The sequence below is a fragment of the Pseudomonas sp. HAR-UPW-AIA-41 genome, assembly GCF_002304225.1.
Classification (GTDB): domain Bacteria; phylum Pseudomonadota; class Gammaproteobacteria; order Pseudomonadales; family Pseudomonadaceae; genus Aquipseudomonas.
In genome coordinates, this window is the sequence record NZ_NSLB01000002.1 from 311,073 (window position 1) to 337,697 (window position 26,625).

Sequence of the window (26,625 nt, forward strand, 5' to 3'; positions counted from 1 at the left end):
GTACAGCGAGAAAGACGCGAGAGATTATCAACAACGATCTCGCGAAAAACTGACCCAGAGCAATATCCGGCCAGCTTGCCGCACACAAGCTGACCTGTCGGACAGACGGTGATCAGTCGTCGCTGATCACGATCGACGGCATTGCGGCGGCACCCAGACCGCTCTGGCTGATACGCGCACCGACGCAGCGCGCCATTTCCTGATAGATCATGGCGATCTGACTTTCCGGGTCGGCCACCGTGGTCGGCTTGCCGTCATCGGCCTGCAGGCGAATGGCCATCGACAGCGGCAGCGAGGCCAGCAGGTCGACGCCGTACTGCGCCGCCAGCTTCTCGCCCCCGCCCTCGCCGAACAGGTGCTCGGCATGGCCGCAGTTGCTGCAGATATGCACGGCCATGTTCTCCACCACGCCCAGCACCGGGATATTGACCTTGCGGAACATCTCCACGCCCTTGCGCGCATCAAGCAGGGCCAGATCCTGCGGCGTGGTGACGATCACGCTGCCGGCCACCGGCACCTTCTGCGCCAGGGTCAGGTGGATATCGCCGGTACCCGGCGGCATATCGATCACCAGATAATCGAGGTTGTCCCAGGCGGTCTGGGTAATCAGCTGGATCAGCGCCCCGGAGACCATCGGCCCGCGCCAGACCACCGGCGTGTTGTCGTCGGTGAGAAAAGCCATCGACATCACCTGCACGCCGTGCGCGGTGATGGGCACAAACCACTTCTGGTCCTTGATTGCCGGCCGCGTGCCCTCGGCGATACCGAACATGATGCCCTGACTGGGGCCATAGATATCGGCATCGAGAATGCCCACCCGCGCGCCCTCGCGGGCCAGCGCAAGTGCCAGGTTGGCGGCGGTGGTGGACTTGCCGACCCCGCCCTTGCCCGAAGCCACGGCAATGATGTTCTTCACGTTGGCCAGCGCCGGCACCTGCTCCTGCGCCTTGTGCGGTTCGATGCGCACATCCACCTGCACACTGGCCGAGTCGATACCCTCGTGGTTCTCCAGCGCCATCTGCAGCATCTGCGCCCAGCCGCTCTTGAACAGGCCGCAGGCATAGCCCAGTTCCAGACGCACGCTGACCTTGCCACCCTGAATATCGATCTCGCGCACACAGCCGGCACTCACCGGATCGAGGTTCAGGTGCGGATCGGTGAACTGACGCAGGACGGTTTCAACCAGCTGGCGGTTAACAGCGCTCATGGCAACTCCAGAAAAGACCGAGCAAAACAGGCGGGCATCTTACCCGAGCAGCGCCCGGCCTGCATGCCCACACCCGGCCGTGGCGGCGTGACCAAGCGCCGCTGCGGATGAAAAAAATGCGCCGCGCCTATATAGTTGCCGACCTTTCCCGTGTCACCAGTGCAGCCGATCATCATGTCCGAAGCCCGCAAGATTCTCGTCACCAGCGCCCTGCCCTACGCCAATGGCTCCATTCACCTGGGCCATATGCTCGAGTACATCCAGACCGACATGTGGGTGCGTTTCCAGAAACTGCGCGGCAACCAGTGCACCTACGTCTGCGCCGACGACGCCCACGGCTCGGCCATCATGCTGCGCGCCGAGAAGGAAGGCATCACCCCGGAACAGCTGATCGCCAACGTACAGGCCGAGCACAGTGCCGACTTCGCCGACTTCCTGGTCGACTTCGACAACTACCACTCGACCCATGCCGAGGAAAACCGCGAACTGGCCTGCGGCATCTATCTGGCGCTGCGCGACAAGGGCCACATCGCCACCCGTTCGGTAACCCAGTACTTCGACCCCGAGAAGGGCATGTTCCTCGCCGACCGCTTCATCAAGGGCACCTGCCCCAAGTGCGCGGCCGAGGACCAGTACGGCGACAACTGCGAGAAGTGTGGTGCCACCTACGCCCCGACCGACCTGAAAAACCCGCGCTCGGCCATTTCCGGCGCCGTGCCGGTGCTCAAGGAATCCAAGCACTTCTTCTTCAAGCTGCCCGATTTCGAAGCCATGCTGAAAAGCTGGACACGCAGCGGCACCCTGCAGGACGCCGTGGCCAACAAGATTGCCGAATGGCTGGACGGCGGCCTGCAGGAGTGGGACATCTCCCGCGACGCGCCCTACTTCGGCTTCGAGATCCCCGATGAGCCGGGCAAGTACTTCTACGTCTGGCTGGACGCGCCGGTCGGCTACATGGCCAGCTTCAAGAACCTCTGCGCCAAGCGCCCGGAGCTGGATTTCGACGCCTACTGGGGCAAGGACTCCACCGCCGAGCTGTACCACTTCATCGGCAAGGACATCGTCAACTTCCACGCCCTGTTCTGGCCGGCCATGCTCGAAGGCGCCGGCTACCGCAAGCCCACCGCGGTCAACGTGCACGGCTACCTGACCGTCAACGGCCAGAAGATGTCCAAGTCGCGCGGCACCTTCATCAAGGCGCGCACCTACCTGGATCACCTGAACCCGGAATACCTGCGCTACTACTACGCCAGCAAACTGGGCCGCAGCGTCGATGACCTCGACCTCAACCTCGAGGATTTCGTGCAGAAGGTCAATGCCGACCTGGTCGGCAAGGTGGTCAACATTGCCAGCCGCTGCGCCGGCTTTATCCACAAGGGCAATAACGGCGTACTGGTCAGCGCCAATCCCGAGCCGGAACTGTGGGACGCCTTCCAGACTGCCGCACCGAGCATTGCCGACGCCTACGAGGCCCGCGACTTTGCCCGCGCCATGCGCGAAATCATGGCCCTGGCCGACCGCGCCAATGCCTGGATCGCCGACAAGGCGCCGTGGTCGCTGAACAAGGTGGAAGGAAAGCAGGCCGAAGTGCAGGAAATCTGCGCCCTGGGCGTCAACCTGTTCCGCCAGCTGGTGATCATGCTCAAACCCGTGCTGCCCAAGCTGGCCGCCGATGCCGAGGCCTTCCTGAATGTTGCGCCGCTAAGCTGGGCCGACCTGACCACGCCGCTGGCCAACCACCAGCTGAATCCGTTCAACCCGCTGCTGACCCGCATCGAGCCGGCAAAAATCGACGCCATGATCGAAGCCTCCAAGGAAGACCTCGCCGCCGAGAACGCCGCACCGGCTGCCGCCGGCAATGGCGAACTGACCAAGGACCCGCTGGCCGCCGAGATCAACTTCGACGCCTTTGCCGCCGTTGACCTGCGCATCGCGCTGATCGAGAAGTGCGAGTTTGTCGAGGGCGCAGACAAGCTGCTGCGCCTGACTCTGGATATCGGCGACGCCAAGCGCAACGTGTTCAGCGGCATCAAGAGCGCCTACCCGAACCCGAGCGAACTGGAAGGCCGCCTGACCCTGTACGTGGCCAACCTGGCCCCGCGCAAGATGAAGTTCGGCATCAGCGAAGGCATGGTCCTGGCCGCAGGCCCAGGCGGCAGCGAAATCTACCTGCTCAGCCCGGACAGCGGCGCCAAGCCGGGGCAGCGGGTCAAGTAACCCGCCAGGCTGAGCTAGCCTTAACCACGCAAACAAGCCGGCAATTGCCGGCTTGTTTGCGTCTTGGCGCTTCACGATAATAAGCGCCCCCATTTCCCCGGCCCCGGCCAGCGCACACGGTGTTATCGATGACCGAACTCGCCCTGATCATGGTTAGCGCCATCCTGGTCAACAACTTCGTGCTGGTGCAGTTCCTCGGTCTGTGCCCGTTCATGGGCGTATCGAAGAAGATCGAGACGGCCATCGGCCTCGCGCTGGCGACCACATTCGTCCTCACCCTGGCCGCCATGTGCAGCTATCTGGTGCAGGAGTACATCCTCGAACCGCTGAACATCGAGTACCTGCGCACCATCAGCTTCATTCTGGTGATCGCCGTGGTGGTGCAGTTCACCGAAATGGTGGTGAAGAAGAGCAGCCCCCTGCTCTACCGCGTTCTGGGCATTTTCCTGCCGCTGATCACCACCAACTGCATCGTCCTCGGCGTGGCGCTGCTCAATGCCAACAAGGCCGAATTCACCTTCCTCAGTGCCAGCGTCAACGGCTTTGCCGCGGGCCTGGGCTTCTCCCTGGTACTGGTGCTGTTCGCCGCCATGCGTGAGCGCATTGCCATTGCCGATGTACCCAAGCCGTTCCAGGGCGCGGCCATCGGCATGATTACCGCCGGGCTGATGTCGCTGGCGTTCATGGGCTTTGCCGGGTTGATCAAACTATGAGTCTGGTGCTGATTGCGGTACTGGCCATCCTCGCGCTGTGTCTGATCTGCGGCGCCATCCTCGGTTTCGCGGCAGTGCGCTTCAAGGTCGAGGGCGATCCCATCGCCGAACAGATCAACGCCCTGCTGCCACAGACCCAGTGCGGCCAGTGCGGCTATCCGGGCTGCAAGCCCTACGCCGAGGCCATCGCAGCCGGCGACAAGATCAACAAGTGCCCACCCGGTGGCGAGGCCACCATCCAGGCGCTCGCCGATCTGCTCGATGTGGAGGCCGAACCGCTGGACGCCGAGGGCGGCGAGAAGCCGCAGATGGTCGCCTTCATCCGTGAAGCCGAATGCATCGGCTGCACCAAGTGCATCCAGGCCTGCCCGGTTGACGCCATCGTCGGCGCCGCCAAGCAGATGCACACGGTGATCGCCAGCGAGTGCACCGGCTGTGACCTCTGCGTGGAGCCCTGCCCGGTCGACTGTATCGACATGATTCCGGTTGGCAGCACGCTGCAGGGCTGGAAATGGGACCTGCCCGTACCGGCCAGCCAACTGATCGCAACCGACCGGGAGCACGCGGCATGACAGCCCTGATCGACCACGCCCAACAGATCTGGGACATCCCCGGCGGCATCCACCCGGCCGAGTGCAAGACACTCTCCAACGGCTCGCCCATTCAACAGGCTCCACTGCCCCGCCAGTTGATCGTACCGCTCAACCAGCACATCGGTGCGGCGGCCGAACCCTGCGTGGCGGTGGGTGACCGCGTACTCAAGGGCCAGTTGATCGCCAAGGCCAATGGCTTTGTCAGCGTCGCCGTGCATGCGCCAACGTCCGGACTCGTCAGCTTTATCGGCCCGCAGCCCTACCCGCATGTTTCCGGCCTGCCGGCGCCGGCCATCGTGATCGACAGCGATGGCCAGGATGAGTGGGGCGAGCTGGCGCCCTGCCCGGACTACCGCCAGCTGGACAGTGAGGCGTTGCTGGCGAAAATCCGCGATGCCGGTATCAACGGTCTTGGCGGCGCCGGTTTCCCCACCGCCGTCAAACTCAAGGCCCGTGCCGCCCAGAAAATTCATACCCTGGTGATCAACGGCACTGAGTGCGAGCCCTACATCACCGCCGATGACCTGCTGATGCGCGAGTACGCCGCCGAGCTGGTTTCCGGCATCGACATTCTGGTGCAGCTGATCCAGCCCGATGAAGTGCTGATCGGCATCGAGGACAACAAGCCCGAGGCCATCGCTGCCGTGCGCGCCGCGCTGACCGAGCGCAGCTACACACTCAAGGTGTTCCCGACCAAGTACCCGTCCGGTGGCGAGAAGCAGCTGATCCAGATCCTCACCGGCCGGGAAGTCCCCAGCGGTGGCCTGCCGGCCGATATCGGCATCGTCTGCCAGAACGTCGGCACCTGTGTGGCCATCCATGACGCAGTGGTGCACGGCAAACCGCTGATCGAGCGCATCACCACCCTCACCGGCGAAGCGCTGGCACGCCCCGGCAACGTGCGCGCGCTGATCGGCACCCCGGTGGGCGAACTGCTTGCCTTTGCCGGCCTGGATGAGCGCAAACTCAACCGTCTGATCATGGGCGGGCCGATGATGGGCTTCACCCTGCCCTCGCTGGATGTGCCGCTGATCAAGACCAGCAACTGCCTCTTGGCCTCGACCCGTCAGGAACTGCCGACACCGCCGCCCGCCATGGCCTGCATCCGCTGTGGCGAGTGCGCCGAGGCCTGCCCGGCCAGCCTGCTACCGCAACAGCTGCACTTCTTTGCCCTCGGCCAGCAACACGACCAGCTCAAGGCGCACAACCTGTTCGACTGCATCGAGTGCGGCGCCTGTGCCTATGTCTGCCCGTCGAGCATTCCGCTGGTGCAGTACTACCGCGCGGCCAAGGCCGAGATTCGCGAACTGGAACAGAAGCAGCAGAAGGCCGAACACTCCAAGCAGCGTTTCGAATGGCGCCAGGAGCGTCTGCGCCGCGCCGAAGAGCAGAAGGAAGCCGAGCGCATCGCCCGTGCCGAGCGTGCCGCCAAAGCCAAGGCGCCCAGGCCGAAGCCGCCACTGCGACTGCCGCGCCCTCGGCCGCCGATGAGCAGATCAAGCGCCTGAAGATCGAAGCCAGCATGGCGCAGGTCGCCCTGAAGAAGGCCGAGAAGCAGCTCGCCACCCACGACACCACTGAACTGCAGGCACAGGTCGCGTCGTTGCGCACCGCCGCCGATGCCGCCCAGCAGGCCCTGCAGGAAGCACTCGCGGCTGCCCCGCCTGCGCCAGTGCCTACGTCCGCACAGCCGGCCGCCGACGAGGCGCTGAAGAAGGCCAAGATCGAAGCCGCCATGTTGAAGGCGCAGATCCGCAAGCTGGAAAAGATCGAAGCGCCGACGACCGAACAGCAGAGCGAGCTGGACACTCTGCGTCAGCAGCTCACTCAGGCCGAGCAGGCTCTGGCCAGCGCCGAAGCCAGCGCGCCAGCTGCTCCCGCCAAACCCGCCGGCGACGAAGCACTGAAGAAGGCCAAGATCGAAGCGGCCATGCTCAGGGCGCAGATCCGCAAACTGGAAAAGATCGAGGCCCCGACGGCCGAGCAGCAGAGCGAACTGGTTGCCCTGCGCCAGCAACTGAGTCAGGCCGAGCAGGCTCTGGCCGCTGCTGAAAGCACTGCCGCCAGCGCACCCGCCGCCCCCGCCAATTCTCCAGGCGAGGAAGCCCTGAAGAAGGCCAAGATCGAACTGGCGATGAAGCGCGCCGAGCTGAAGAAAGCGGAAAAGGCCGGGGCCGACGAAGCCAGCCTCGCCACCCTGCGCAGCGCCCTGGCGGAGGCCGAACAGGCCCTGCACGCTGCCGAGGAGGCTTCCGGCAAACCGGCACCTGAGCTGCAGCGCCACAACAAATCGGGCGTCGACGATGCCCTGCGTGCACTGAAGACCGAGGTTGCCTTCGCCCGTGCCGATCTGCGCAAGCTGGAGCGCGATGACGCCGCCAGCAGCGAGGCGCTGGACGCCGCGCGTACCCGACTGGCGGCCGCCGAACAGGCCCTGGCCGCCCATCAAGGTTGAATTCCGGAGACTCCATGGCCCTGCCCCGCATCACATCGCCCCACGCCAAGGGCAACAACCGCACCCAGCGCGTCATGCTGCTGGTGGCGGCGGCCTGCGCCCCTGGCGCCTTGGCCCTCACCTGGCTGTTCGGCATCGGCACGCTGGTCAATCTGGTCTGGGCCAGTCTGGTCGCAGTGGCAGTAGAAGCTGCCATTCTGGCAGTACGCCGCCGCCCGCTGGCGTTTTTCCTCAAGGACGGCAGCGCCCTGGTCACCGCTGTGCTGCTGGCCCTGGCATTGCCGCCCTATGCACCCTGGTGGCTGACTCTGGTGGCCGTCGGCTTTGCCATCGTCTTCGGCAAGCAGCTCTATGGCGGCCTCGGACAGAACCCCTTCAACCCGGCCATGCTCGGCTATGTAGTGGTGCTGATCTCCTTCCCCATCCCCATGACCAGCTGGCCAGCGCCCCACAGCGTGGGCGCATGGGAAGGCCTGCAGCACATCTTCGGTCTGGCCAGCCTGCCGGACGGCTGGAGCCAGGCCACAGCACTGGACAGCCTCAAGCTCAACAAGAGCCTGACCATGGACGAGCTGTGGGCGCAAAACCCGGCCTTTGGTCAGTTTGGCGGCAAGGCCGTGGAGTGGGTCAATCTCGCGTTTCTCCTTGGCGGCCTGTTCCTGATCCACAAGAAGATCATCAGCTGGCACGCGCCGCTGGGCATGCTCGGCGCCCTGTTCGTCATGAGCCTGATCTTCTGGAACGGCTCAGGCTCGGACTCCAACGGCTCGCCGCTGTTCCACCTGCTGACCGGGGCCACCATGCTCGGCGCCTTCTTCATCGTCACCGACCCGGTGTCCGGCGCCACCAGCAACCTTGGCCGCGTGATCTTCGGCGCCGGTGTCGGCATTCTGGTGTACCTGATCCGCACCTGGGGCGGTTATCCGGATGGCGTGGCCTTTGCCGTGCTGCTGATGAACCTCGCCGCACCGACCATCGACTACTACACCCGCCCGCGCACCTACGGCCACCGCAAGGCCGAGCGCGGCTTCAAGCTGGGGGAATGACATGGCCCTGCCGGATATCTCCCGTTCGATGCTGAACAACAGCCTGGTCCTCGGGCTGTTTGCCGTACTCACGGTCGGCCTGGTCGCCATCACCCAGTTCGGCACGGCCGAGCGCATTGCTGCCGCCGAACGCGAGGCCAAGGCCCGCGCGCTTGGCGAAATCCTGCCCGCCGGCAGCTACGACAACCACCTGCTCGACCATCCGCGCGAGGTGTTCGATCCACTGCTCGGCAACAAGACCGCCACCCCGGCCTATCTGGCCACCCTCAAGGGCCAGGCCAGCGGCATCATCCTTCAGGCCACCGCGCCGGATGGCTACAGCGGCAGCATCGTGTTGCTGGTGGGCGTGCTGGCCGACGGCCGTCTGGCTGGCGTGCGGGTCATCGGCCACAAGGAAACCCCCGGCCTGGGCGACAAGATCGAACTGGCCAAGAGCCCGTGGATTCGCAGCTTCGAAGGCCGCTCGCTGACCAGTCCCGACGAGTCGGGCTGGGCGGTGAAGAAGGATGGCGGTCAGTTCGACCAGTTCGCCGGCGCCACCATCACCCCGCGTGCGGTGGTCAAGGCGGTGCACAAGGCGCTGCAATACTTCGATGCGCACAAGGCCGAGTTGCTGGCCGTGCAGGAGAACAGCCATGGCTAGTTATCGCGAGATCGCCGTCAACGGCCTGTGGAAGAACAACCCGGGACTGGTGCAGCTGCTGGGCCTGTGCCCCCTGCTCGGGGTCAGCAATTCCATGGTCAACGCCCTCGGCATGGGCATCGCCACCGCGCTGGTGCTGGCCGCCTCGAATGCTGCCGTGGCACTGGTGCGCAATCAGGTCACCGACGCCGTGCGCCTGCCGGTGTTCGTGATGATCATCGCCGCGCTGACCACCTGCATTGAACTACTGATGCAGGCCTTCACCTACGAGCTGTACCAGATCCTCGGCATCTTCATCCCGCTGATCACCACCAACTGCATCATCCTCGGCCGCGCCGAGGCCTTTGCCGCGAAGAACAGCGTGCTGCACGCCAGTTTTGACGGCCTGATGATGGGCGCAGGCTTCGGCCTGGTGATGCTGGCCATCGGCACCGTGCGCGAGCTGCTCGGCACCGGCGCCATTCTCGGCAACATGCACCTGCTGTTCGGCCCGATCGCCGCCCACTGGCAGCTGACTCTGTTCAGCGACTACTCCGGCTTCCTGCTGGCCATTCTGCCGCCGGGCGCCTTCCTTGTGCTGGGCCTTTTGATCGCGCTGAAAAACGTGCTCGACGAACGTGCCGCCGAAAGGGCCAAGGCCACCGCTGCCGCACCGGCACCGGCCACCAGCCGCCGCGTGCGCGTGACCGGGGTGATCGAGTAAGCATGAACGCCGCCAAGCGCCTGGAAATCTTCCGCCGCCTGCACGAGGACAACCCCGAGCCGAAGACCGAGCTGAACTACAGCTCGCCCTTCGAGCTGCTGATCGCGGTGATTCTCTCGGCCCAGGCCACCGATGTGGGCGTTAACAAGGCCACCGACAAGCTGTTCCCGGTGGCCAACACCCCGGAAGCCATCTTCGCCCTGGGCTACGACGGTCTGTGCCAGTACATCAAGACCATCGGCCTGTACCCGAGCAAGGCGAAGAACGTCATCGAGACCTGCCGCCTGCTGGTCGAAAAACACGGCAGCCAGGTACCGGACAACCGCGAAGACCTCGAAGCTCTGCCTGGCGTCGGGCGCAAGACCGCCAACGTGGTGCTCAACACCGCCTTCCGCCAGCCGGCCATGGCGGTGGACACGCACATCTTCCGCGTCAGCAACCGTACCGGCATCGCGCCGGGCAAGAACGTGCTGGAAGTGGAGAAGAAGCTGCTCAAGTTCGTGCCAAAGGACTACCTGCTCGACGCCCACCACTGGCTGATTCTGCATGGCCGCTACGTGTGCAAGGCACGCAAGCCGCAGTGTGGCAGCTGCCGAATCGAGGACCTGTGCGAGTTCAAGGCGAAAACTTCTGACGATTGATGGCTTATAGATTTTTCCAAGCCACTGATTGAAAAAATCTTTTTTACCCTCCAGAACTTTGTCGCTATAAGGTGCGCCATCAGCACCCCGATCGTTGGAGTGAAGCCATGAGCACTGAAACAGAAGACATCGCCCTGGAAGACGACTTCGTCGCGGAAGACGAGGACAGCACTGTCGCGCCCGCTGCCCCGGTGGTCGCCAAGACCAATCTGGCCAAGCGCCGGGTCATCGACAACCTGCTGGAGGAGCGCCGGCTGCAGAAGCAGCTCAGCGACTACGACTTCGACCTCTGAAGCGTACCCCCATATGAAAAAGCCCCGCACTTGGCGGGGCTTTTTCATGTCACAGAGGAATCAGGCGGCGCTGCCGGCGGCTTCCTTGATCAGGCTCTGCAGCTCACCCTTTTCGAACATCTCGGTGATGATGTCGCTGCCGCCGACCAGTTCGCCCTTGACCCACAGCTGCGGGAAAGTCGGCCAGTTGGCGTACTTCGGCAGCTCGGCGCGGATTTCCGGGTTCTGCAGGATGTCGACATAGGCGAACTTCTCGCCACAGGCCATCACTGCCTGCGCGGCACGAGCGGAAAAACCGCACTGAGGGGCATTCGGCGAACCCTTCATGTACAGCAGGATGGTGTTGTTGGCGATCTGATCTTTGATGGTTTCAATGATGTCCATGGGGCACCTCGACGACTGAATACGAACCGTGCAAGACCGGCCTGCGGCCGATTGGGTGGCCGCAGTTTACCGGAAAGTCGAGCGCGCCGCTTGGTCTTTGCCAACCTGGAACCGGTTCAAAGGCCAGCGAGCTGGAGGCATGCAAGGCGAAAGCAGGTGAGAAGCGCACGCCTACAGGGATGTAGGCGTTAGAGCGAAGCAGGAGCCAGAGCCGAGTTTACGAGCGGTAAATGAGCATTCCGAACCTGCTTTTAACGCAGCAGAACCGACGCGCAGCAGACTCTGGACAGGTTCCTAGAACCAGCCGGTGATGGCCGCCTTGGTCTTGCCCAGCAGCACCAGGGTGTTGAGCTTGAACAGCGCCCAGCTGTCGCCCTCCTCCAGCACTTCCTCCCCGCAGCGCGGATCGGAACGTTGCAGGGCGCCGATCATCTTGCGGGTCACCGGGATGGATTCGCAGCCATGCCCCGTTTCGCAGACAAAATCCCAGGGCTGGCGCGCCGGGGCATGGCAGGCAAAGCAGTTGCCGCCGAAGCGGTTGTTGACCTCGGCAAAACCCCGTGCGCGCACAGTGGAACCCTTCTCGCTGACATCCAGCTCGAAGAACTCCCAGTCACCGGTAGCCGGGCTGAAGCCGGCCTCGCGCTTGACCATGACCTCACTGGGCACCAGCTGCACCACCGAGCCCGGCGGGTAGATCGCCCCCTTGGGTGCATTGGCCGCCGCCAGAGTGCCTTCGAGGTTGCCCAGCAGGTTGTCGACATAGAAATGCCGCACCGGAGTCATCTCACGGATACAGCGGAAGCTGTCCGCCCCGACCTTCATGGCCTCACCCGCCGCCGTCAGGCTCAAGGGCAACAGGCTCAGGCTGACGGTCAACAGCGCGGCTCGATTGAAGTGTTTCACAGGCTGGTCACCTCCACAGGTACGCCATTGAGTGCGGCATTGCCGGACAGCTCATCCAGAAAGCGCTCGTCGGTCAGATCGTTGGCACTGGCACCGGGTTGCGCGCTGGCAATGGCCATCCGCACCCCGGCCCGGTTGTGCCCCCAGCCATGGGGCAGACTGACCACCCCACGCATCACCTCGTCACTGCCGGCCACCTCCACTTCCACGCTGCCAACCCGCGAGCGCACCTGCACCCGCTGACCATCGTCCAGGCCACGGGCGGCCAGGTCGTCCGGGTGCATCAACAGCTGGTGACGGGGCTTGCCCTTCACCAGACGGTGGTAGTTGTGCATCCAGGAGTTGTTGCTGCGCACATGGCGACGGCCGATCAGCAGCAGTTCGCCACCGGCCGGCTGCGGCTGGGCCGCAAAGCGCGACAGATCGCCCAGCAGCAGCGCCGGAGCGGCCTGCACCTGCTTGTCGGCGGTTTTCAGGCGAGCGGCCAGGTTGGGCCTGAGCGGGCCGAGATCGATACCGTGAGGGGCATCGCGCAGTGCCGCCAGACTGAGCTTGTGCTCGCTCTTGTCGCCATAGGGGCCAAAGCGCAGGCCCATGTCGATCATCTGTTGCGGTGCCATGGTCGGTTTCAGTTCCACACCGGTGCGGGCGGCAAAGGCCTTGGCCAGACCGATGAAGATTTCCCAGTCATGCAGCACGCCCTCCGGCTTGGGCAGCACCGCCTCGTTGAAGCGGGTGACATTGCGCACGGCAAAGACGTTGAAGGTGGTGTCGTAGTGATCATGCTCCAGCGGCGCGGTCGGCGGCAGGATCAGGTCGGCGTAGCGGGTGGTCTCGTTGATGTACAGGTCCACCGAAACCATGAACTCCAGCCCCTCCAGCGCCTGCTCCAGCTGCCGGCCATTGGGTGTGGACAGCACCGGGTTGCCGGCCACCGTGACCAGCGCGCGCACCTGCCCTTCACCGGGCGTGAGCATTTCCTCGGCCAGCGCCGCGACCGGCAGTTCGCCGCCGTACTCCGGCAGGCCGGACACGCGGCTCTGCCAACGGTTGAAACTGCCACCGGAGGTAGCCGCCACCAGATCCACCGCCGGCGAGGTGCAGAGCACGCCGCCTTCGCGGTCGAGGTTGCCGGTGACCAGATTGATCAGCTGCACCAGCCACTGGCACAGGGTGCCGAAGGCCTGTGTGGACACGCCCATGCGTCCGTAACAGACCGCCTTGTCGGCGGCGGCGAACTCCCGCGCCAGCTGGCGGATGGCGCTGGCGTCGATACCGCAGCGCAGCGCCATGGCTTCAGCCGTGAACGGCGCGATGGCCGCGCGCACTTCGTCCAGCCCCACCACCGGCAGGTGAGTGGCGCGACCAAGGTTTTCCTCCAGCAGGGTATTGAGCAGCCCCAGCAGCAGCGCGGCGTCCTGCCCGGGACGGATGAAAAGGTGCTGATCGGCAATGGCCGCCGTCTCGCTGCGCCGGGGATCGACCACCACCAGCCTGCCGCCGCGCTTCTGGATGGCCTTGAGGCGCTTCTCCACGTCCGGCACGGTCATGATGCTGCCATTGGAGGCCAGCGGGTTGCCGCCGAGGATCAGCATGAAATCGGTATGGTCGATGTCCGGGATCGGAATCAGCAGACCATGGCCATACATCTGCAGGCTGGTCAGGTGATGCGGCAGCTGGTCCACCGAGGTGGCCGAGAAGCGGTTGCGCGTCTTCAGCAAGCCGAGGAAGTAGTTGCTGTGGGTCATCAGCCCGTAGTTGTGCACGCTGGGATTGCCCTGATACACCGCCACGGCGTTCTGCCCATGGGCCGCCCGAATCGAACTCAGGCGTTCGGCAACCAGTTCAAAAGCTTCGTCCCAGCCGATGGCCTGCCACTCGCTGCCGATCCGGCGCATGGGCTGGCGCAGGCGGTCCGGGTCATTCTGGATATCCTGCAGGGCGACCGCCTTCGGGCAGATATGGCCGCGGCTGAAGCTGTCCTGGGTATCGCCCTTGATCGACAGGATCTGCACGCCGCCCTGCTCATCCGGGGCGGTCTCGATGGTCAGGCCGCAGATGGCCTCGCACAGGTGGCAGGCACGGTGATGCTGGGTCTTGCTCATGGCTAACCTCATTTTTGTAGGCGAGACGACCGGTCGGGTCAGTCCATGCCCGCCAATCTAAAAAGCCCTGGCTCTGCTGACCAGCCTATCGTGACAGCTGAATCCCCCATCATCAGGCCGGTCGATGGGCGGCCGGTGCCTGATTTGCGCCGCCGCGTCATTTCCTTATAAGATTCCGGCCTTCCTGTTTGTCGCCACCGCGCGGCTTGTGCCGCGGGTTCCGCCGTTTTCCCCGCAAAACCGAACCCCCGGCCGCTCCCTCCAGTAGTTAAGGTACGACCATGAGTGTTAGGCATTTTCTCTCGTTGACGGATTTCAGCCCCCAGGAACTGGTGGCCCTGATCCGCCGCGGCATCGAGCTGAAAGACCTGCGCAACAAGGGCGTGCTGCTGGAGCCGCTGAAGAACCGCGTGCTGGGCATGATCTTCGAGAAAGCCTCGACCCGCACCCGCCTGTCCTTCGAGGCCGGTATGATCCAGCTCGGCGGTCAGGCCATTTTCCTCTCGCCGCGCGACACCCAGCTGGGCCGTGGCGAGCCGATCAGCGACACCGCCATCGTCATGTCGCGCATGCTCGATGCGGTGATGATCCGCACCTACGCCCACAGCACCCTGACCGATTTTGCCGCGCACTCGACCGTGCCGGTGATCAACGGCCTGTCGGACGATCTGCATCCCTGCCAGCTGCTGGCCGACATGCAGACCTTCCGCGAGGCGCGCGGCAATATTGCCGGCAAGACGGTGGCCTGGGTCGGTGATGGCAACAACATGTGCAACACCTATCTGGAAGCCGCCGTGCAGTTCGACTTCCAGCTCAATATCGCCTGCCCGGAAGGCTACGAGCCCAAGGCCGAGTTCCTCGCGCTGGCCGGTGATCGCGCGCAGATCATCCGCGACCCGCTGGAAGCCGTGCGCGGCGCCCATCTGGTCAGCACCGACGTCTGGGCTTCCATGGGCCAGGAAGAGGAAATGGCCATCCGCCAGAAAGCCTTTGCGCCCTACCAGGTGACCCGTGAGCTGCTGGATTCCGCCGATCCGTCGGTGATCTTCCTGCACTGCCTGCCGGCCCACCGCGGCGAGGAAATCAGCCACGACCTGCTGGACGACCCGCGCTCGCTGGCCTGGGATCAGGCGGAGAACCGCCTGCACGCACAGAAGGCCCTGCTCGAACTGCTCGTCGAACACGCCCACCGGGTCTGAACATGAATCAGACTGCCCCGCTGTTGCTGCTGCGTGACCTGGTCTGCGGCTATCAGGAACAGAAGGTGGTGCAGGAACTCAATCTGCACCTCAAGCAGGGCGATATCGGTTGCCTGCTCGGCCCGTCGGGCTGCGGCAAGACCACTACCCTGCGCGCCATTGCCGGCTTCGAACCCGTTCAGGCTGGCTCTATCGAGCTCAATGGCGAAGTGATCTCCAGGGCCGGTTTTACCCTGGCTCCGGAGAAACGCCGCATCGGCATGGTGTTTCAGGATTACGCGCTGTTCCCCCACCTGTCAGTGGAAGACAACGTCGCCTTCGGTATCCACCGCGATCCAAATGCCGCGCGGATCACCGCCGAGCTGCTCGATCTGGTCAAGCTGGGCGCGCTGGCCAAACGCTTTCCCCATGAGCTGTCCGGTGGCCAGCAGCAGCGTGTGGCTCTGGCCCGCGCCCTGGCCCCGCAACCGGCGCTTCTGCTGCTGGATGAGCCCTTCTCCAACCTCGATGGCGAACTGCGCCGCCGCCTGAGCCAGGAGGTTCGCGAGATCCTCAAGGCCCGCGGCACCAGCGCCATTCTGGTGACCCACGATCAGGAAGAAGCCTTCGCCGTCAGCGACCATATCGGCGTGTTCAATGCCGGCCGCCTGCAGCAGTGGGACACTCCGTTCAACCTGTACCACGAGCCGCTCACCCCGTTCGTGGCCAGTTTTATCGGCCAGGGTTACTTCATTCGCGGCCAGGTACTCAGCCCGGACACGGTGCAGACCGAACTGGGCGTGCTGCGCGGCAACCGCGCCTACAACCTGGCCAACGGCAGCGCGGTGGACGTTCTGCTGCGCCCGGACGATATCGTCTACAGCGAAGACAGCCCGCTCAAGGCGCGCATCAGCGGCAAGACCTTCCTCGGTGCCGCTACCCTCTACCGCCTGCAGCTGCCCACGGGTTCACTGCTGGAAGCCATTTTCCCCAGCCATGCCGACCATCAGCCCGGCGAAGAAGTCGGCATTCGCGTGGCGGCCGACCACCTGGTGCTGTTCCCCGCGCAGGGCAGCGTGGCCGCGCACCTGCCTCTGGGCGAATCAGGCGTGCGCCGCTTTAGCAGCGACGCCTGAGCGACTGCTACTCAGCCAGTCCAGATCAGATCAATAGTTCGCCACTGGCAACCCGGCGCGCTTGCCCGGCAATCTTCACCCGCTCGCCCTCCAGACGGCAGCGCAGTTCGCCGCCCCGGTTCGAACACTGGAAGGCTGCCAGCTCTGTTTTGCCCAGACGCTCGGCCCAGTACGGGATCAGGCTGCAGTGGATAGAGCCGGTCACCGGATCCTCGTCCACACCCAGCGCCGGCGCGAAATAACGCGAGACGAAGTCATACTGCTCCCCGGGCGCAGTAACTATCAGCCCGAGAAACGGCCACTGCGCCAGAACGTTGAGGTCCGGCTGACAGGCACGCACGGCCGCCTCCGACTCCAGCACCACCATCAGCTCGCGGGTGGTAAAGGCCGCCTGTACCGGCTGCCCGACCAGTTGCTGCAACTCGGCATCGACGGTCCTCGCCAGTGGTGCCTGGGTCGGGAAATCCAGCTCCAGCCAGTCGCCCTGACGGGTAACCGCCAACGGCCCGGACAAACTGTCGAACTGCAGCACCGGCGTCGGCTCACCGTACACCTCGAACAGCACATGGGCGGCCGCCAGAGTGGCATGACCGCACAGCGGCACTTCGCAACTGGGCGTGAACCAGCGAATGCGCCAGCGCTCATCCTCGCGCACCACGAAAACCGTCTCGGAGAGATTGTGCTCGGCAGCGATGCGTTGCATCAGCGCCTCATCCAGCCACTGTTCAAGGCGATAGACCATGGCCGGATTACCGGCGAAAGGCCGGTCACTGAACGCGTCGACCTGATGAAAAGCGAGGGGCATGGCGATTCTCCTGAGTGTTCACTGATGCAGCATGGCGCAGTCACACCCGAGAGCTGCCATACAGCGGACCCGAAAATGGGCATAACAGCCAGGCAACTGCACAAAGGCAAAGCATATGGCTGCCTCGGGCCACCTGCCCTGACACTGCAAAACCGCAACAATTCGTTAATAAACAAGACACTAGCGTAACTGGCATAGTCTCTGCTTAGTCCAGCCCCGGACAGCACAACGGCGTGTCTGCCAACCCGACAACGACGTCACGAAGCCCGCTCTGATCAGAGATGGCGGCTCGTGGCGTTTTTTTTTGCGTCTTGGCACAAGGAATACCGATATGCGTCTTCACACTCTCTCCGTCCTTTCTCTGGCCGTCTGCGGCGCTTTCAGCAGCGGCGCCATGGCCGCCGAAGAGCTGGCCAATCTGGTCGAATTCGGCAAGGTCAACGTCGACGCCCGCTACCGCTACGAGCACGTCGATCAGGACAACGCCCTCAACAACGCCAACGCCCAGACCCTGCGCACCCGCCTTACCGTACAGAGCGGCAAGTGGTACGGGCTCTCCGGCCTGGTCGAGGCGGACAACGTCAGCCGCATCGGCGATGCCTCCTACAACAGCACCCGCAATGGTCAGAAAGACTTCTCGGTGGTCGCCGACCCGGACGGCAGCGAGATCAACCAGGCACTGATGCGCTATGACTTCAAGAAAGGCAACGTGGTCGCCGGCCGCCAGCGCATCCTGCTGGACAACCAGCGCTTCATCGGCGGTGTGGCCTGGCGCCAGAACGAGCAGACATTCGATGGCGTGCTCGGCCAGGTCAAACCGCTGACCGGCATGACCCTGACCTACGGCTACATCGACAACGTCAACAGCATCTGGGGCCCGGACGACAACCGCTTCGACAACAAGACCAACCCGGCCAATATCGAAGGCCACAGCCACCTGTTCAATGCCCAGTACATCCTGATGCGTGATCGCCGCGGCGCGCCGCAGCTGACCCTGACCGGATACAGCTACCTGCTGGGTCTGGACAACATCGCCACTACCGCCGCCGCGCCGCTGGGCAGCCTCTCCAGCCGCACCAATGGCCTGCGCGCCACCGGTGCCATCGGCCCCTTCAGCCTGGTCGGCGAATACGCCCAGCAGCAGGACTACGCCGACAATCCGATGGATCTGGACAGCGAGTACTACCTGGCCGAGCTCGGTTACACCTGGCAGGGCGTGGTGTTCAAGGGCGGCTACGAGGTGCTCGGTGGTGATGAAGGCGCCGGCAACCGTGCTTTCCAGACGCCACTGGCCACCAAGCACCTGTTCCAGGGCTGGGCTGACGTATTCCTCACCACCCCGGCCGACGGCATCGAGGACGCCTATGTCGGCGTCACCGCGCCCCTGCTGGGTGGTCAGGTCCAGGCCTGGTACCACGACTACAGCGCCGAACAGGGCAGCGACAGCTACGGTGACGAGATCAACCTTTCCTACGGCCGCCCCATCCCCGCCGTACCGGGTCTGGTCGCTCTGGTGAAGTACGCCACCTACGACGCCGACACGCCACTGCTGCGCGGCAATGTCGCCAACGTCGACACCGACAAGCTCTGGCTGCAACTGCAGTACACCTACTAAGTGTCAGCAGCAGGCACGGGGTTGCCTGGCAGCCTCGTTGCCGCAAGGAGAACACCATGCGTCAACTGATCTCACGCAGCCTGCTTGCCCTCAGTCTCAGTCTGGGCAGCCTGCCCTGCTGGGCGGTAATCAACGATGCCGAAGCGATGAACCTGTCCGGCATGCAACGCATGCTCAGCCAGCGCATCGCCAAGAGCTACCTGATGATTGGCAGTCAGGTTCGCCCGGACGTGGCCAATCAGCAGCTCGATCAGAGCCTGGCCAAGTTCGAAAGCAACTACCTGGCACTCGGCGAATATGCCCCCAGCGAGGAAATTCGCCGCGAACTGCAGGTCGTCGAGAATCTCTGGCACGAGTACCGCAATCTGGTGCTGGAAACCCCGGACAAAAAAGGCGCGACCGAAGTGCTGGCACAAAGCGACCGCCTGCTGGCCCAGTGCGAAAAAGTGGTCAAGCTGATCGAGGCTTACACCGGCAGCCGCTCGGCACAACTGGTGAACCGCAGCGGCCGGCAACGCATGCTCAGTCAGCGCATTGCCAAGCTTTACCTGGCCATGAGCTGGCATGTCCCCGTCGCCGGTCTGGAGCAACAGTTCAATCAGGCAGTAACCGAGTTCGATACGGCGCTGGGCCAGCTACAGACTGCCGAAGAGAACACCCCGGCCATTACCGAGGCACTGAAGAAAGTCGATGCCCAGTGGGCTTTCTCCCGCGCCGGCTTCAAGCTGTCCAACGACTCGCGCTATGTGCCGACCGTCATCAGCACCACCACGGAAACCCTGTTGTGGCAGATGAACGACCTGACCACCGCCTATGAGGGAGTGATGTCCAGTCGCTTGGTCAGCGCCCTTCCCTGACCCCGTAGCGCTCGAGCAGAGCTTGCATCCGGCCATCGGCTCGATAACGCTGCAGCCCCTGATCGAGCAGCTGCACATAATCGCGACTGCGCGGCAGGGCCGGAGAGAACGCCAGGTAAATGGGAATATCCGGCTGCTGACAACCGGCATGACGCACCGTGCCGCTGTAGCCACGCCGGGCCAGGTACTCCTGCATCACCCAGCTGTTCTCCAGCACCACATCAACCCGCCCCTCCAGCAGTTTGGCCAGGTTCAGCGCCAGCGCGTGCTGGCCTGCCGACGCCTGCAGACGCTGCGGGTTGCCCTGTTCGGCCTGCACGTAAGCATCCAGCTCCTCGCCGTAGCTGTAGTCGTTGACCACGGCCAGACGCTGCGTATGCAAGGACTTCAGGGAATCAAAATGCCACTGGCTCTCCCGGACGGTGTAGAAGCAGTTGCGTGACTGGCTGACCGGCTGAGCAGTGAAGACGAAGTCCGGTGCATCACTGCGCGCGGCACCGATGACCGCATCGATATAGCCATACCGCGCTTCATGCAGGGCCCGCGCCCAGTTGATCACACGGTATTCGACGCTGATGCCGGCCTCGGCAAAGATGTCACGGGCCAGCTCGACATAGATGCCCGGCCGGGGCGAATCAGGCGCGCAGTTGACCGGGCACCAGAGGTCGCCGGCAATCACCAGGGTTTCCCCCGGCGCCTGCCCGCTCAGCAGCAGTGCGGCAACACCCAACCATGCCTGCCTGACTCTCCGCATTCCCTGCCCTCAGCCGTGATCAACCTTCGCTGCGCACCCGCTTGACTGCATCCAGCCAGCCCTCATAGAGGCGGGTACGATGAGCCTCGCCCATGCGCGGTTCGAAACGCCGGTCACGGTGCCACATCCGCGCGATGTCATCCAGACTGGCGTATAGCCCCAGCTGCAGGCCAGCCAGGTAGGCCACGCCCAGTGCCGTGGTTTCGGTGACTTCCGGGCGCTCCACCGGCACGCCGAGAATATCGGCGAGGAACTGCATGACCCAGTTATTGACCACCATGCCGCCATCCACCCGCAGCGCGCTGGGCGCGGCCGCGCCGTCCTGGCGCATCGCTTCGAGCAGGTCGCAGGTCTGGTAGCAGACCGACTGCAGGCCGGCGGTAACGATTTCCTTGATCCCGGTGTCGCGAGTCAGGCCGAAGATCGCGCCACGCGCGCGAGGGTCCCAGTAGGGTGCGCCGAGACCGGTGAAGGCCGGCACCAGGTAGACACCGCAGGCATCGCCCGTGGCCTCAGCCAGTGCCTCGGTATCGCGGGCATGGCTGATCAGCTTGATACCGTCGCGCAGCCACTGCACCGCCGCGCCCGCCACGAAGATGCTGCCCTCCACCGCGTAGGTGGTCTGACCGTTGAGGCGGTAGCCGACCGTGGTCAGCAGGCGGTGCTGCGAGGCCACCGGAGTGGTGCCGGTGTTCTGGATCATGAAGCAACCGGTGCCGTAGGTGCTCTTGACCATGCCGGGCTGGAAGCAGGCCTGTCCGATCAGCGCGGCCTGTTGGTCCCCCGCCATGCCCAACACCGGAATTGCCGCACCAAGCAGTTCCGCCGAGGTGGTGCCGAAGTCGGCGGCGCAGTCGAGCACCTCCGGCAGCAGGCTGCGCGGAATCTCGAACAGGTCAAGCAGCTCCTGATCCCACTGCTGGCTGTGGATATTGAACAGCAGGGTACGCGAGGCATTGGTGGCATCGGTCTTGTACGAGCGGCCGTCGGTCAGGCGCCACAGCAGGAAGCTGTCCACCGTGCCGAAACGCAGTTCGCCACGCTCGGCGCGCTCGCGGGCGCCGGGCACCGTGTCGAGAATCCAGCGAATCTTGGTGGCCGAGAAATACGGATCGATCAGCAGACCGGTCTTGGCCGCCACCGCCGCCTCGTGGCCCTTGTCCTTCAGCCCGGCGCAGTAATCGGCAGTACGACGGTCCTGCCAGACAATGGCCGGATGGATCGGCGTACCAGTCGCGGCATCCCACACCAGAGTGGTTTCACGCTGGTTGGTGATACCGATGGCAGCAATTTCCGACGCCTGCAGACCGCTGTTCTGCAGGGCTTCGCGACAGACCTTGAGGGTGGTCAGCCAGATCTCCTCGCCGTCATGCTCGACCCAGCCATCCTTGGGGAAATACTGTTTGAACTCCTGCTGGGCGCTGGTCACCGGCAGCCCCTGGGCGCTGAAGACAATGGCGCGGCTGCTGGTGGTGCCCTGGTCGATGGCGAGAAGGTACTGACTCATTGTTGTGCTCCGACGTGCCCGTGCGGATGCGGGCGCGCTTGATGGTTGGATAAAGAAGGTTATTAGCCGCGGGCCAGCTCGGCAAATTGCCCGGCTGTCAGCTCAGACAGCACGCTGGCGCTCAGCTCGACCTCCAGGCCGCGCCGGCCGGCACTGACATAGATGCTCGGCCACTGCCCGGCCGACTGATCGATAAAGGTACGCAGGCGCTTCTTCTGCCCCAGCGGGCTGATGCCGCCGAGCAGGTAACCGGTACTGCGCTGCGCCGCCTGAGGATCGGCCATCTCGGCCTTCTTGGCCCCGGCCGCGCTGGCCAGTGCCTTGAGATCGAGGCTGCCGGCCACCGGCACCACGGCCACCAGCAGTTCCCCCTTCTCGGTCGCCGCCAGCAGGGTCTTGAACACCCGTGCCGGCTCCAGTCCGAGCTTCTCGGCAGCCTCAAGCCCGTAGGAAGGGGCCTTGGGATCGTGTTGATAGCTGTGCACACGATGTTCCGCGCGCTGTTTCTTGAGCAGATCGATAGCCGGTGTCATGTTCGTTTCCGAAAACAAACGAAAAGATGCGCTACCTTAACGGAAAAAACGGCAGGGCGCAGTTTTTAACGCCGCGCAGAGGCGGCCCACAGGGTGGCAGCCATGCCTGGCAAGGCATAAAAACTCTCCCCGGCAGCCTGTATACTCCCGCCATCTCAAGGAGTGTCCGCATGACTCTAGCGCCGCGCCAGCAGCAGTTGCTCGACCGCATCCATGAAACCGGCTATGCCAGTATCGATGAGTTGGCCCAGGCCTTTGCCGTCACCCCGCAGACCATCCGCCGCGACATCAACCAGCTGGCTGAACTCGGTCTGGTGCGGCGCACCCACGGCGGCGCGGCGAGCGAAGGCAGCAGCACACGCAATACCGCCTACAGCATGCGCGCCGAGCAGATGCGCGAGGAGAAACAGCGCATCGCCGAAGCAGTGGCGGCGGCCATTCCCGACCACGCCTCGCTGTTCATCAATATCGGCACCACCACCGAAGCCATCGCCCGCGCCCTGCTCAACCACCGCGGCCTCAAGGTGATCACCAACAACCTGCACGTGGCCGCCACCCTGGCTGGTAAGGATGACTTCGAAGTACTGGTGGCTGGTGGCATGGTGCGCAGCGACGGCGGCGTGGTCGGCCAGGCGGCCGTGGATTTCATCCAGCAGTTCAAGGTCGACTTCGCCCTGGTCGGCATCAGCGGCATCGACGAGGACGGCAGCCTGCTCGACTTCGACTTCCAGGAAGTGCGCGTGTCGCAGACCATCATCGACAACGCCCGTCAGGTGTTTCTCGCCGTCGACTCTAGCAAGTTCGGTCGCAACGCCGTAGTGCGTCTGGGCTCGCTGAGCCTGGTCGACCGCGTGTTCACCGACCATGCCCGCCGGCGGCCATCGCCCAGCAGCTGCAGCAACAGAAGATCCGTCTCGATATCGTCTGAGAACCTGTTCAAAGTCTGCTGCCCGTCGGCCAGGCTGCGTTGAAATCGGGCTCAGAATGCTCATTTACCGCTCGTAAACTGCGCTTCTTCGCCCAATTTCGCCTTGCCTGGCTCTAGCTCGCGAGACTTTGAACAGGTTCTGAGGCCACCCTTCCCCCTCCAACCGAAAATCCGACCAGATGACTGGTCAGACAGCGCAGCTTCGCCTAGACTATTTTCGAAAGTGAACATTAAAGTTCGATTTCGATAAGCTATTTCGAAAATCGATTTCGAAACGAGGACTCCGCCATGCACAGCCAGACCACCCTCAACACCCCTCTGGGCGAAATCTATGACCTGGCGGTGATCGGCGGTGGCATCAATGGTGTGGGCATCGCGGCCGATGCCGCCGGACGCGGCCTGTCGGTGTTCCTTTGCGAAAAGGACGACCTGGCACAGCACACCTCCTCGGCCAGCAGCAAGCTGATCCATGGCGGCCTGCGCTATCTGGAGCACTACGAGTTCCGCCTGGTGCGCGAAGCCCTGGCCGAACGCGAGGTGCTGCTGGCCAAGGCCCCACACATCGTCAAACCACTGCGTTTCATCCTGCCGCATCGCCCGCACCTGCGCCCGGCTTGGATGATCCGCGCCGGCCTGTTCCTCTACGATCACCTGGGCAAGCGCGAGAAGCTGCCGGGCTCGCGCGGCATGCGCTTCGGCGCCGACAGCCCGCTCAGAAGCGAGATCAACCGTGGCTTCGAATACTCCGACTGCTGGGTCGACGATGCCCGTCTAGTGGTACTCAACGCCATGAGCGCCCGCGAGCATGGCGCACACATTCACACCCGCACGCGCTGCGTCAGCGCGAGGCGCAGCAAGGGCCTGTGGCACATTCATCTGGAACGGGCCGATGGCAGCCTGCTGTCGATCCGCGCCCGCGCGCTGGTCAATGCCGCTGGCCCCTGGGTGGCACGCTTCATCCGCGAGGACCTCAAGCAAAGCTCGCCCTATGGCATCCGCCTGATCCAGGGCAGCCACATCATCGTGCCGCGCCTGTTCGAAGGTGAGCAGGCGTTCATCCTGCAGAACGAGGATGGCCGCATCGTCTTCGCCATTCCCTATCTGGATCGCTTCACCCTGATCGGCACCACCGACCGCGAATACCAGGGCAACCCGGCCGAGGTGAAGATCAGCGACGAGGAAATCGACTACCTGCTGGCGATCAGCAACGCTCACTTCCGCCAGCAACTGCAACGCAGCGACATCCTGCACACCTATGCCGGCGTGCGTCCGCTGTGCGATGACGAATCCGACGAACCTTCGGCCATCACCCGCGACTACACCCTGGCGCTGGCCGCCAATGCCGGGGAAGCCCCGCTGCTGTCGGTGTTCGGCGGCAAACTGACGACCTACCGCAAACTGGCCGAAGCCGCACTGGCCCAACTGGCGCCCTTCTTCCCCGGCATGCGCGGCAGCTGGACGGCCAGCGCACCACTGCCGGGCGGCGAACAGATGACATCGGTGCAGGCACTGGCCGACAGCCTCTGCCAGACCTACAGCTGGCTGCCCGAAAGCCTCGCGCGGCGCTGGAGCACCTGCTACGGCAGCCGAGTCGAGCGCCTGCTGGCAGGCGTCCGCCACCTCAGCGATCTGGGCGAACACCTGGGCGGCGGCCTGTATGCCCGCGAAGTCGATTACCTGTGTCAGGAGGAATGGGCACAGAGCGCCGAAGACATCCTCTGGCGCCGCAGCAAACTCGGCCTGTTCCTCACCCCGGCCCAGCAGAGCCAGGTAGCCGCCTACCTGCAGCAACACCCGCACAGCCCTCAGGACGCCCACGCGGCCTGACAGCAGCCCCCGAGCAAGTCCCCTTCAGCCCCGCCCGAGCGGGGCTTTTTTCTATTGGCCACGCAGGCAGTCGAGTGCCTATGAAACCATCGGCACGACCCTATGCGCCAAACGGCCTCAGCCAGAGGGAGGGCCGGTTCAAGCCAGCGCGAAAAAACGGCCTCACTCGGGAGGCCGTTTTATCAACATGAAGAGCGCTTGCAGCGCTACTCCACTTGCAGTCCGGGAGCCCCGCGCAGCCGATCGAAGACGACTACCACCAGCAGGGTCAAGCTCACCGGCAGCAGCCAACCGAGACTGTCGCCGGCCTGCGGCAGCTGGCCGATGGCAGCCGGCACCCAGGACTTGAGGCCAGCCGCCGCCAGCCCATCGAACACACCGAACAGCAGCGTCACCGCCATGACCGGGATGAACACCCGGCGCGGCTCACACCACAGGCTGCTCGCCAGGCTCAGGCCGACCAGCACGATGGCCAGCGGATACATACCGACCAGCACCGGCACCGACACGCTGATCAGCTGGGTCAGCCCCTGATTGGCCACCAGCTGGCTGAACAGTGCCAGCGCGATCACCACCGTGCGGTAGGACAGCGGCAGCAACTGGCTGAAGAACTCGCCACAGGCCGTCAGCAGGCCCACGGCCGTGGTCAGGCAGGCCAGGGTGATGACCACCGCCAGCAGCAGGCTGCCGGCCGTGCCGAAGGTGTGCTGCACATAGCTGGAGAGAATCTGCACGCCATTCTGCGCGTCACCGGCAATACCCTGGCTGGTGGCGCCGAGGTAGAACAGCGCGAGATAGACCAGCGACAGGCCGACGGCGGCGATCAACCCGGCACTAATGGCATAGCGGGTGATCAGCGCCTCGTTGCGCACACCACGGTCACGGATGGCGGTGGCAATGACGATGCCGAACACCAAGGCGCCGAGGGTATCCATGGTCAGGTAGCCCTGCAGGAAGCCCTGCAGCAGCGGCGCCTCACGGTAGGCCTGAGCACTCTCCCCCACCGCTCCGGCCGGCGCGAGCAGGGCCGCACCGCCCAGTACCAGCAGCGCAGCCAGCAGCACCGGGGTGATCCACTTGCCGATGCGGTCGACCAACTGACCCGGATTCAGCGCGAGAAACAGCGCCACGGCGAAATACCCCAGGCTGTAGAGCCCCAGAGCAAGCTGGCTGTTGCCACTGAAGGGCGCCATGCCCATCTCGAAGGCCACCACCGCGGTACGCGGCGTAGCGAACAGCGGGCCGATGGCGAGATAGACCACCACCGCGAACAGCAGCCCGGCACCGCGGCCCAGCGGTGCGGTGAGTTTGTCCAGGCCGCCGCCGACACGGGCCAGCGCCACCACGGTAAGCAGCGGCAGGCCGACGCCGGTCAGCAGAAAGCCCAGCGCGGCACTCCAGACCTGCTCGCCGGCAGCCATGCCGGCACTGGGCGGGAAGATGATGTTGCCGGCGCCGAGAAACAGGGCAAAGGTCATGAAGCCCAGGGCGAGCAGATCGAAACGATTGAGGCGATGCATAGAGGAATTACCACGACAGCGAGGGAGCCGGCGACCGCAGCCGGCGGCGAAGGCCGCCA

Annotated in this window: 22 protein-coding genes and 2 pseudogenes; 15 read left to right on the top strand and 9 right to left on the bottom strand. The window is 64.3% G+C overall.

Annotation, left to right across the window (positions count from 1 at the left end; all coding sequences use genetic code 11):
* Positions 1 to 112 precede the first annotated feature (112 nt).
* Positions 113 to 1,207, bottom strand: a complete 1,095-nt coding sequence (gene apbC / locus CK486_RS05705; protein ID WP_095939320.1) for an iron-sulfur cluster carrier protein ApbC — start codon at positions 1,205 to 1,207, stop codon at positions 113 to 115.
* Between the two features lie 174 nt (positions 1,208 to 1,381).
* On the opposite strand from apbC, the gene metG reads away from it, so the two are divergent.
* The 9 genes and pseudogenes from metG to CK486_RS05750 all read left to right on the top strand — a co-directional run bounded on the left by metG (position 1,382) and on the right by CK486_RS05750 (position 10,511).
* The gene (metG, locus tag CK486_RS05710) at positions 1,382 to 3,424 is read left to right on the top strand and encodes a methionine--tRNA ligase (RefSeq protein WP_095939321.1); all 2,043 of its coding nucleotides are present in this window, start codon (positions 1,382 to 1,384) and stop codon (positions 3,422 to 3,424) included.
* Positions 3,425 to 3,552: 128 nt separating this feature from the next.
* Positions 3,553 to 4,137, top strand: coding sequence for an electron transport complex subunit RsxA (gene rsxA, locus CK486_RS05715; RefSeq protein ID WP_095939322.1), 585 nt, complete (start codon positions 3,553 to 3,555; stop codon positions 4,135 to 4,137).
* Complete coding sequence (rsxB, locus tag CK486_RS05720) at positions 4,134 to 4,709, top strand: electron transport complex subunit RsxB (RefSeq protein WP_095939323.1); 576 nt, start codon at positions 4,134 to 4,136, stop codon at positions 4,707 to 4,709. Before rsxA ends, rsxB begins: the two co-directional genes overlap by 4 nt.
* Positions 4,706 to 7,185 (top strand): annotated as a pseudogene (rsxC, locus tag CK486_RS05725) (electron transport complex subunit RsxC). The gene rsxB and the pseudogene rsxC overlap by 4 nt, the downstream one beginning before the upstream one ends.
* A gap of 14 nt (positions 7,186 to 7,199) precedes the next feature.
* Positions 7,200 to 8,231 carry an RnfABCDGE type electron transport complex subunit D gene (locus tag CK486_RS05730; protein WP_095939324.1) on the top strand — a complete coding sequence of 344 codons (1,032 nt, stop codon included), beginning with the start codon at positions 7,200 to 7,202 and terminating at the stop codon, positions 8,229 to 8,231.
* Between the two features lies 1 nt (position 8,232).
* The gene (gene rsxG / locus CK486_RS05735) at positions 8,233 to 8,874 is read left to right on the top strand and encodes an electron transport complex subunit RsxG (protein ID WP_095939325.1); all 642 of its coding nucleotides are present in this window, start codon (positions 8,233 to 8,235) and stop codon (positions 8,872 to 8,874) included.
* Positions 8,867 to 9,577: an electron transport complex subunit E gene (locus tag CK486_RS05740; protein ID WP_095939326.1), complete on the top strand. Its 711-nt coding sequence runs from the start codon at positions 8,867 to 8,869 to the stop codon at positions 9,575 to 9,577. Before rsxG ends, CK486_RS05740 begins: the two co-directional genes overlap by 8 nt.
* Before the next feature lie 2 nt (positions 9,578 to 9,579).
* The gene (gene nth, locus CK486_RS05745; protein WP_095939327.1) at positions 9,580 to 10,218 is read left to right on the top strand and encodes an endonuclease III; all 639 of its coding nucleotides are present in this window, start codon (positions 9,580 to 9,582) and stop codon (positions 10,216 to 10,218) included.
* 107 nt (positions 10,219 to 10,325) lie between these two features.
* Positions 10,326 to 10,511, top strand: coding sequence for a PA3496 family putative envelope integrity protein (locus CK486_RS05750; protein ID WP_095939328.1), 186 nt, complete (start codon positions 10,326 to 10,328; stop codon positions 10,509 to 10,511).
* A gap of 60 nt (positions 10,512 to 10,571) precedes the next feature.
* Here CK486_RS05750 and grxD read toward each other — a convergent pair whose 3' ends face one another.
* From grxD to CK486_RS05765, 3 genes are all read right to left on the bottom strand, one after another.
* A complete protein-coding gene (gene grxD, locus CK486_RS05755) occupies positions 10,572 to 10,895 on the bottom strand; it encodes a Grx4 family monothiol glutaredoxin (protein ID WP_095939329.1) in 324 nt (107 codons plus the stop codon).
* Between the two features lie 294 nt (positions 10,896 to 11,189).
* On the bottom strand, positions 11,190 to 11,801 hold the full coding sequence (locus CK486_RS05760; protein ID WP_218192093.1) for a hypothetical protein: 612 nt from the start codon (positions 11,799 to 11,801) through the stop codon (positions 11,190 to 11,192).
* The gene (locus tag CK486_RS05765; protein WP_095939330.1) at positions 11,798 to 13,906 is read right to left on the bottom strand and encodes a molybdopterin oxidoreductase family protein; all 2,109 of its coding nucleotides are present in this window, start codon (positions 13,904 to 13,906) and stop codon (positions 11,798 to 11,800) included. Before CK486_RS05765 ends, CK486_RS05760 begins: the two co-directional genes overlap by 4 nt.
* A gap of 281 nt (positions 13,907 to 14,187) precedes the next feature.
* On the opposite strand from CK486_RS05765, the gene argF reads away from it, so the two are divergent.
* Positions 14,188 to 15,105, top strand: a complete 918-nt coding sequence (gene argF / locus CK486_RS05770) for an ornithine carbamoyltransferase (protein ID WP_095939331.1) — start codon at positions 14,188 to 14,190, stop codon at positions 15,103 to 15,105.
* A 2-nt stretch (positions 15,106 to 15,107) separates the two neighbouring features.
* Positions 15,108 to 16,220, top strand: a complete 1,113-nt coding sequence (locus CK486_RS05775; RefSeq protein WP_095939332.1) for an ABC transporter ATP-binding protein — start codon at positions 15,108 to 15,110, stop codon at positions 16,218 to 16,220.
* A 25-nt stretch (positions 16,221 to 16,245) separates the two neighbouring features.
* Here the strand turns inward: CK486_RS05775 and CK486_RS05780 are convergent, their stop codons facing one another.
* The gene (locus tag CK486_RS05780; protein WP_095939333.1) at positions 16,246 to 17,025 is read right to left on the bottom strand and encodes a PhzF family phenazine biosynthesis protein; all 780 of its coding nucleotides are present in this window, start codon (positions 17,023 to 17,025) and stop codon (positions 16,246 to 16,248) included.
* A 331-nt stretch (positions 17,026 to 17,356) separates the two neighbouring features.
* Here CK486_RS05780 and CK486_RS05785 point away from each other — a divergent pair, with 331 nt between their 5' ends.
* Together CK486_RS05785 and CK486_RS05790 are read left to right on the top strand one after the other, a co-directional pair.
* Positions 17,357 to 18,640: an alginate export family protein gene (locus CK486_RS05785; protein ID WP_095939334.1), complete on the top strand. Its 1,284-nt coding sequence runs from the start codon at positions 17,357 to 17,359 to the stop codon at positions 18,638 to 18,640.
* Positions 18,641 to 18,696: 56 nt separating this feature from the next.
* On the top strand, positions 18,697 to 19,497 hold the full coding sequence (locus tag CK486_RS05790; protein ID WP_095939335.1) for a type IV pili methyl-accepting chemotaxis transducer N-terminal domain-containing protein: 801 nt from the start codon (positions 18,697 to 18,699) through the stop codon (positions 19,495 to 19,497).
* Here the strand turns inward: CK486_RS05790 and CK486_RS05795 are convergent.
* From CK486_RS05795 to ybaK, 3 genes are all read right to left on the bottom strand, one after another.
* Positions 19,481 to 20,251: an ABC transporter substrate-binding protein gene (locus CK486_RS05795; protein ID WP_095939336.1), complete on the bottom strand. Its 771-nt coding sequence runs from the start codon at positions 20,249 to 20,251 to the stop codon at positions 19,481 to 19,483. The two genes, CK486_RS05790 and CK486_RS05795, sit on opposite strands and share 17 nt — an antisense overlap.
* Positions 20,252 to 20,270: 19 nt before the next feature.
* Positions 20,271 to 21,758, bottom strand: coding sequence for a glycerol kinase GlpK (gene glpK, locus CK486_RS05800; protein WP_095939337.1), 1,488 nt, complete (start codon positions 21,756 to 21,758; stop codon positions 20,271 to 20,273).
* A 62-nt stretch (positions 21,759 to 21,820) separates the two neighbouring features.
* Positions 21,821 to 22,291, bottom strand: a complete 471-nt coding sequence (ybaK, locus tag CK486_RS05805; RefSeq protein ID WP_095939338.1) for a Cys-tRNA(Pro) deacylase — start codon at positions 22,289 to 22,291, stop codon at positions 21,821 to 21,823.
* A gap of 170 nt (positions 22,292 to 22,461) precedes the next feature.
* On the opposite strand from ybaK, the pseudogene CK486_RS05810 reads away from it, so the two are divergent.
* Positions 22,462 to 23,219, top strand: a pseudogene (locus tag CK486_RS05810) (DeoR/GlpR family DNA-binding transcription regulator).
* A gap of 288 nt (positions 23,220 to 23,507) precedes the next feature.
* On the top strand, positions 23,508 to 25,046 hold the full coding sequence (gene glpD, locus CK486_RS05815) for a glycerol-3-phosphate dehydrogenase (RefSeq protein ID WP_095939339.1): 1,539 nt from the start codon (positions 23,508 to 23,510) through the stop codon (positions 25,044 to 25,046).
* Positions 25,047 to 25,252: 206 nt separating this feature from the next.
* Here the strand turns inward: glpD and brnQ are convergent, their stop codons facing one another.
* Positions 25,253 to 26,566, bottom strand: coding sequence for a branched-chain amino acid transport system II carrier protein (gene brnQ / locus CK486_RS05820; protein ID WP_095939340.1), 1,314 nt, complete (start codon positions 26,564 to 26,566; stop codon positions 25,253 to 25,255).
* Between the last annotated feature and the right edge of the window lie 59 nt (positions 26,567 to 26,625).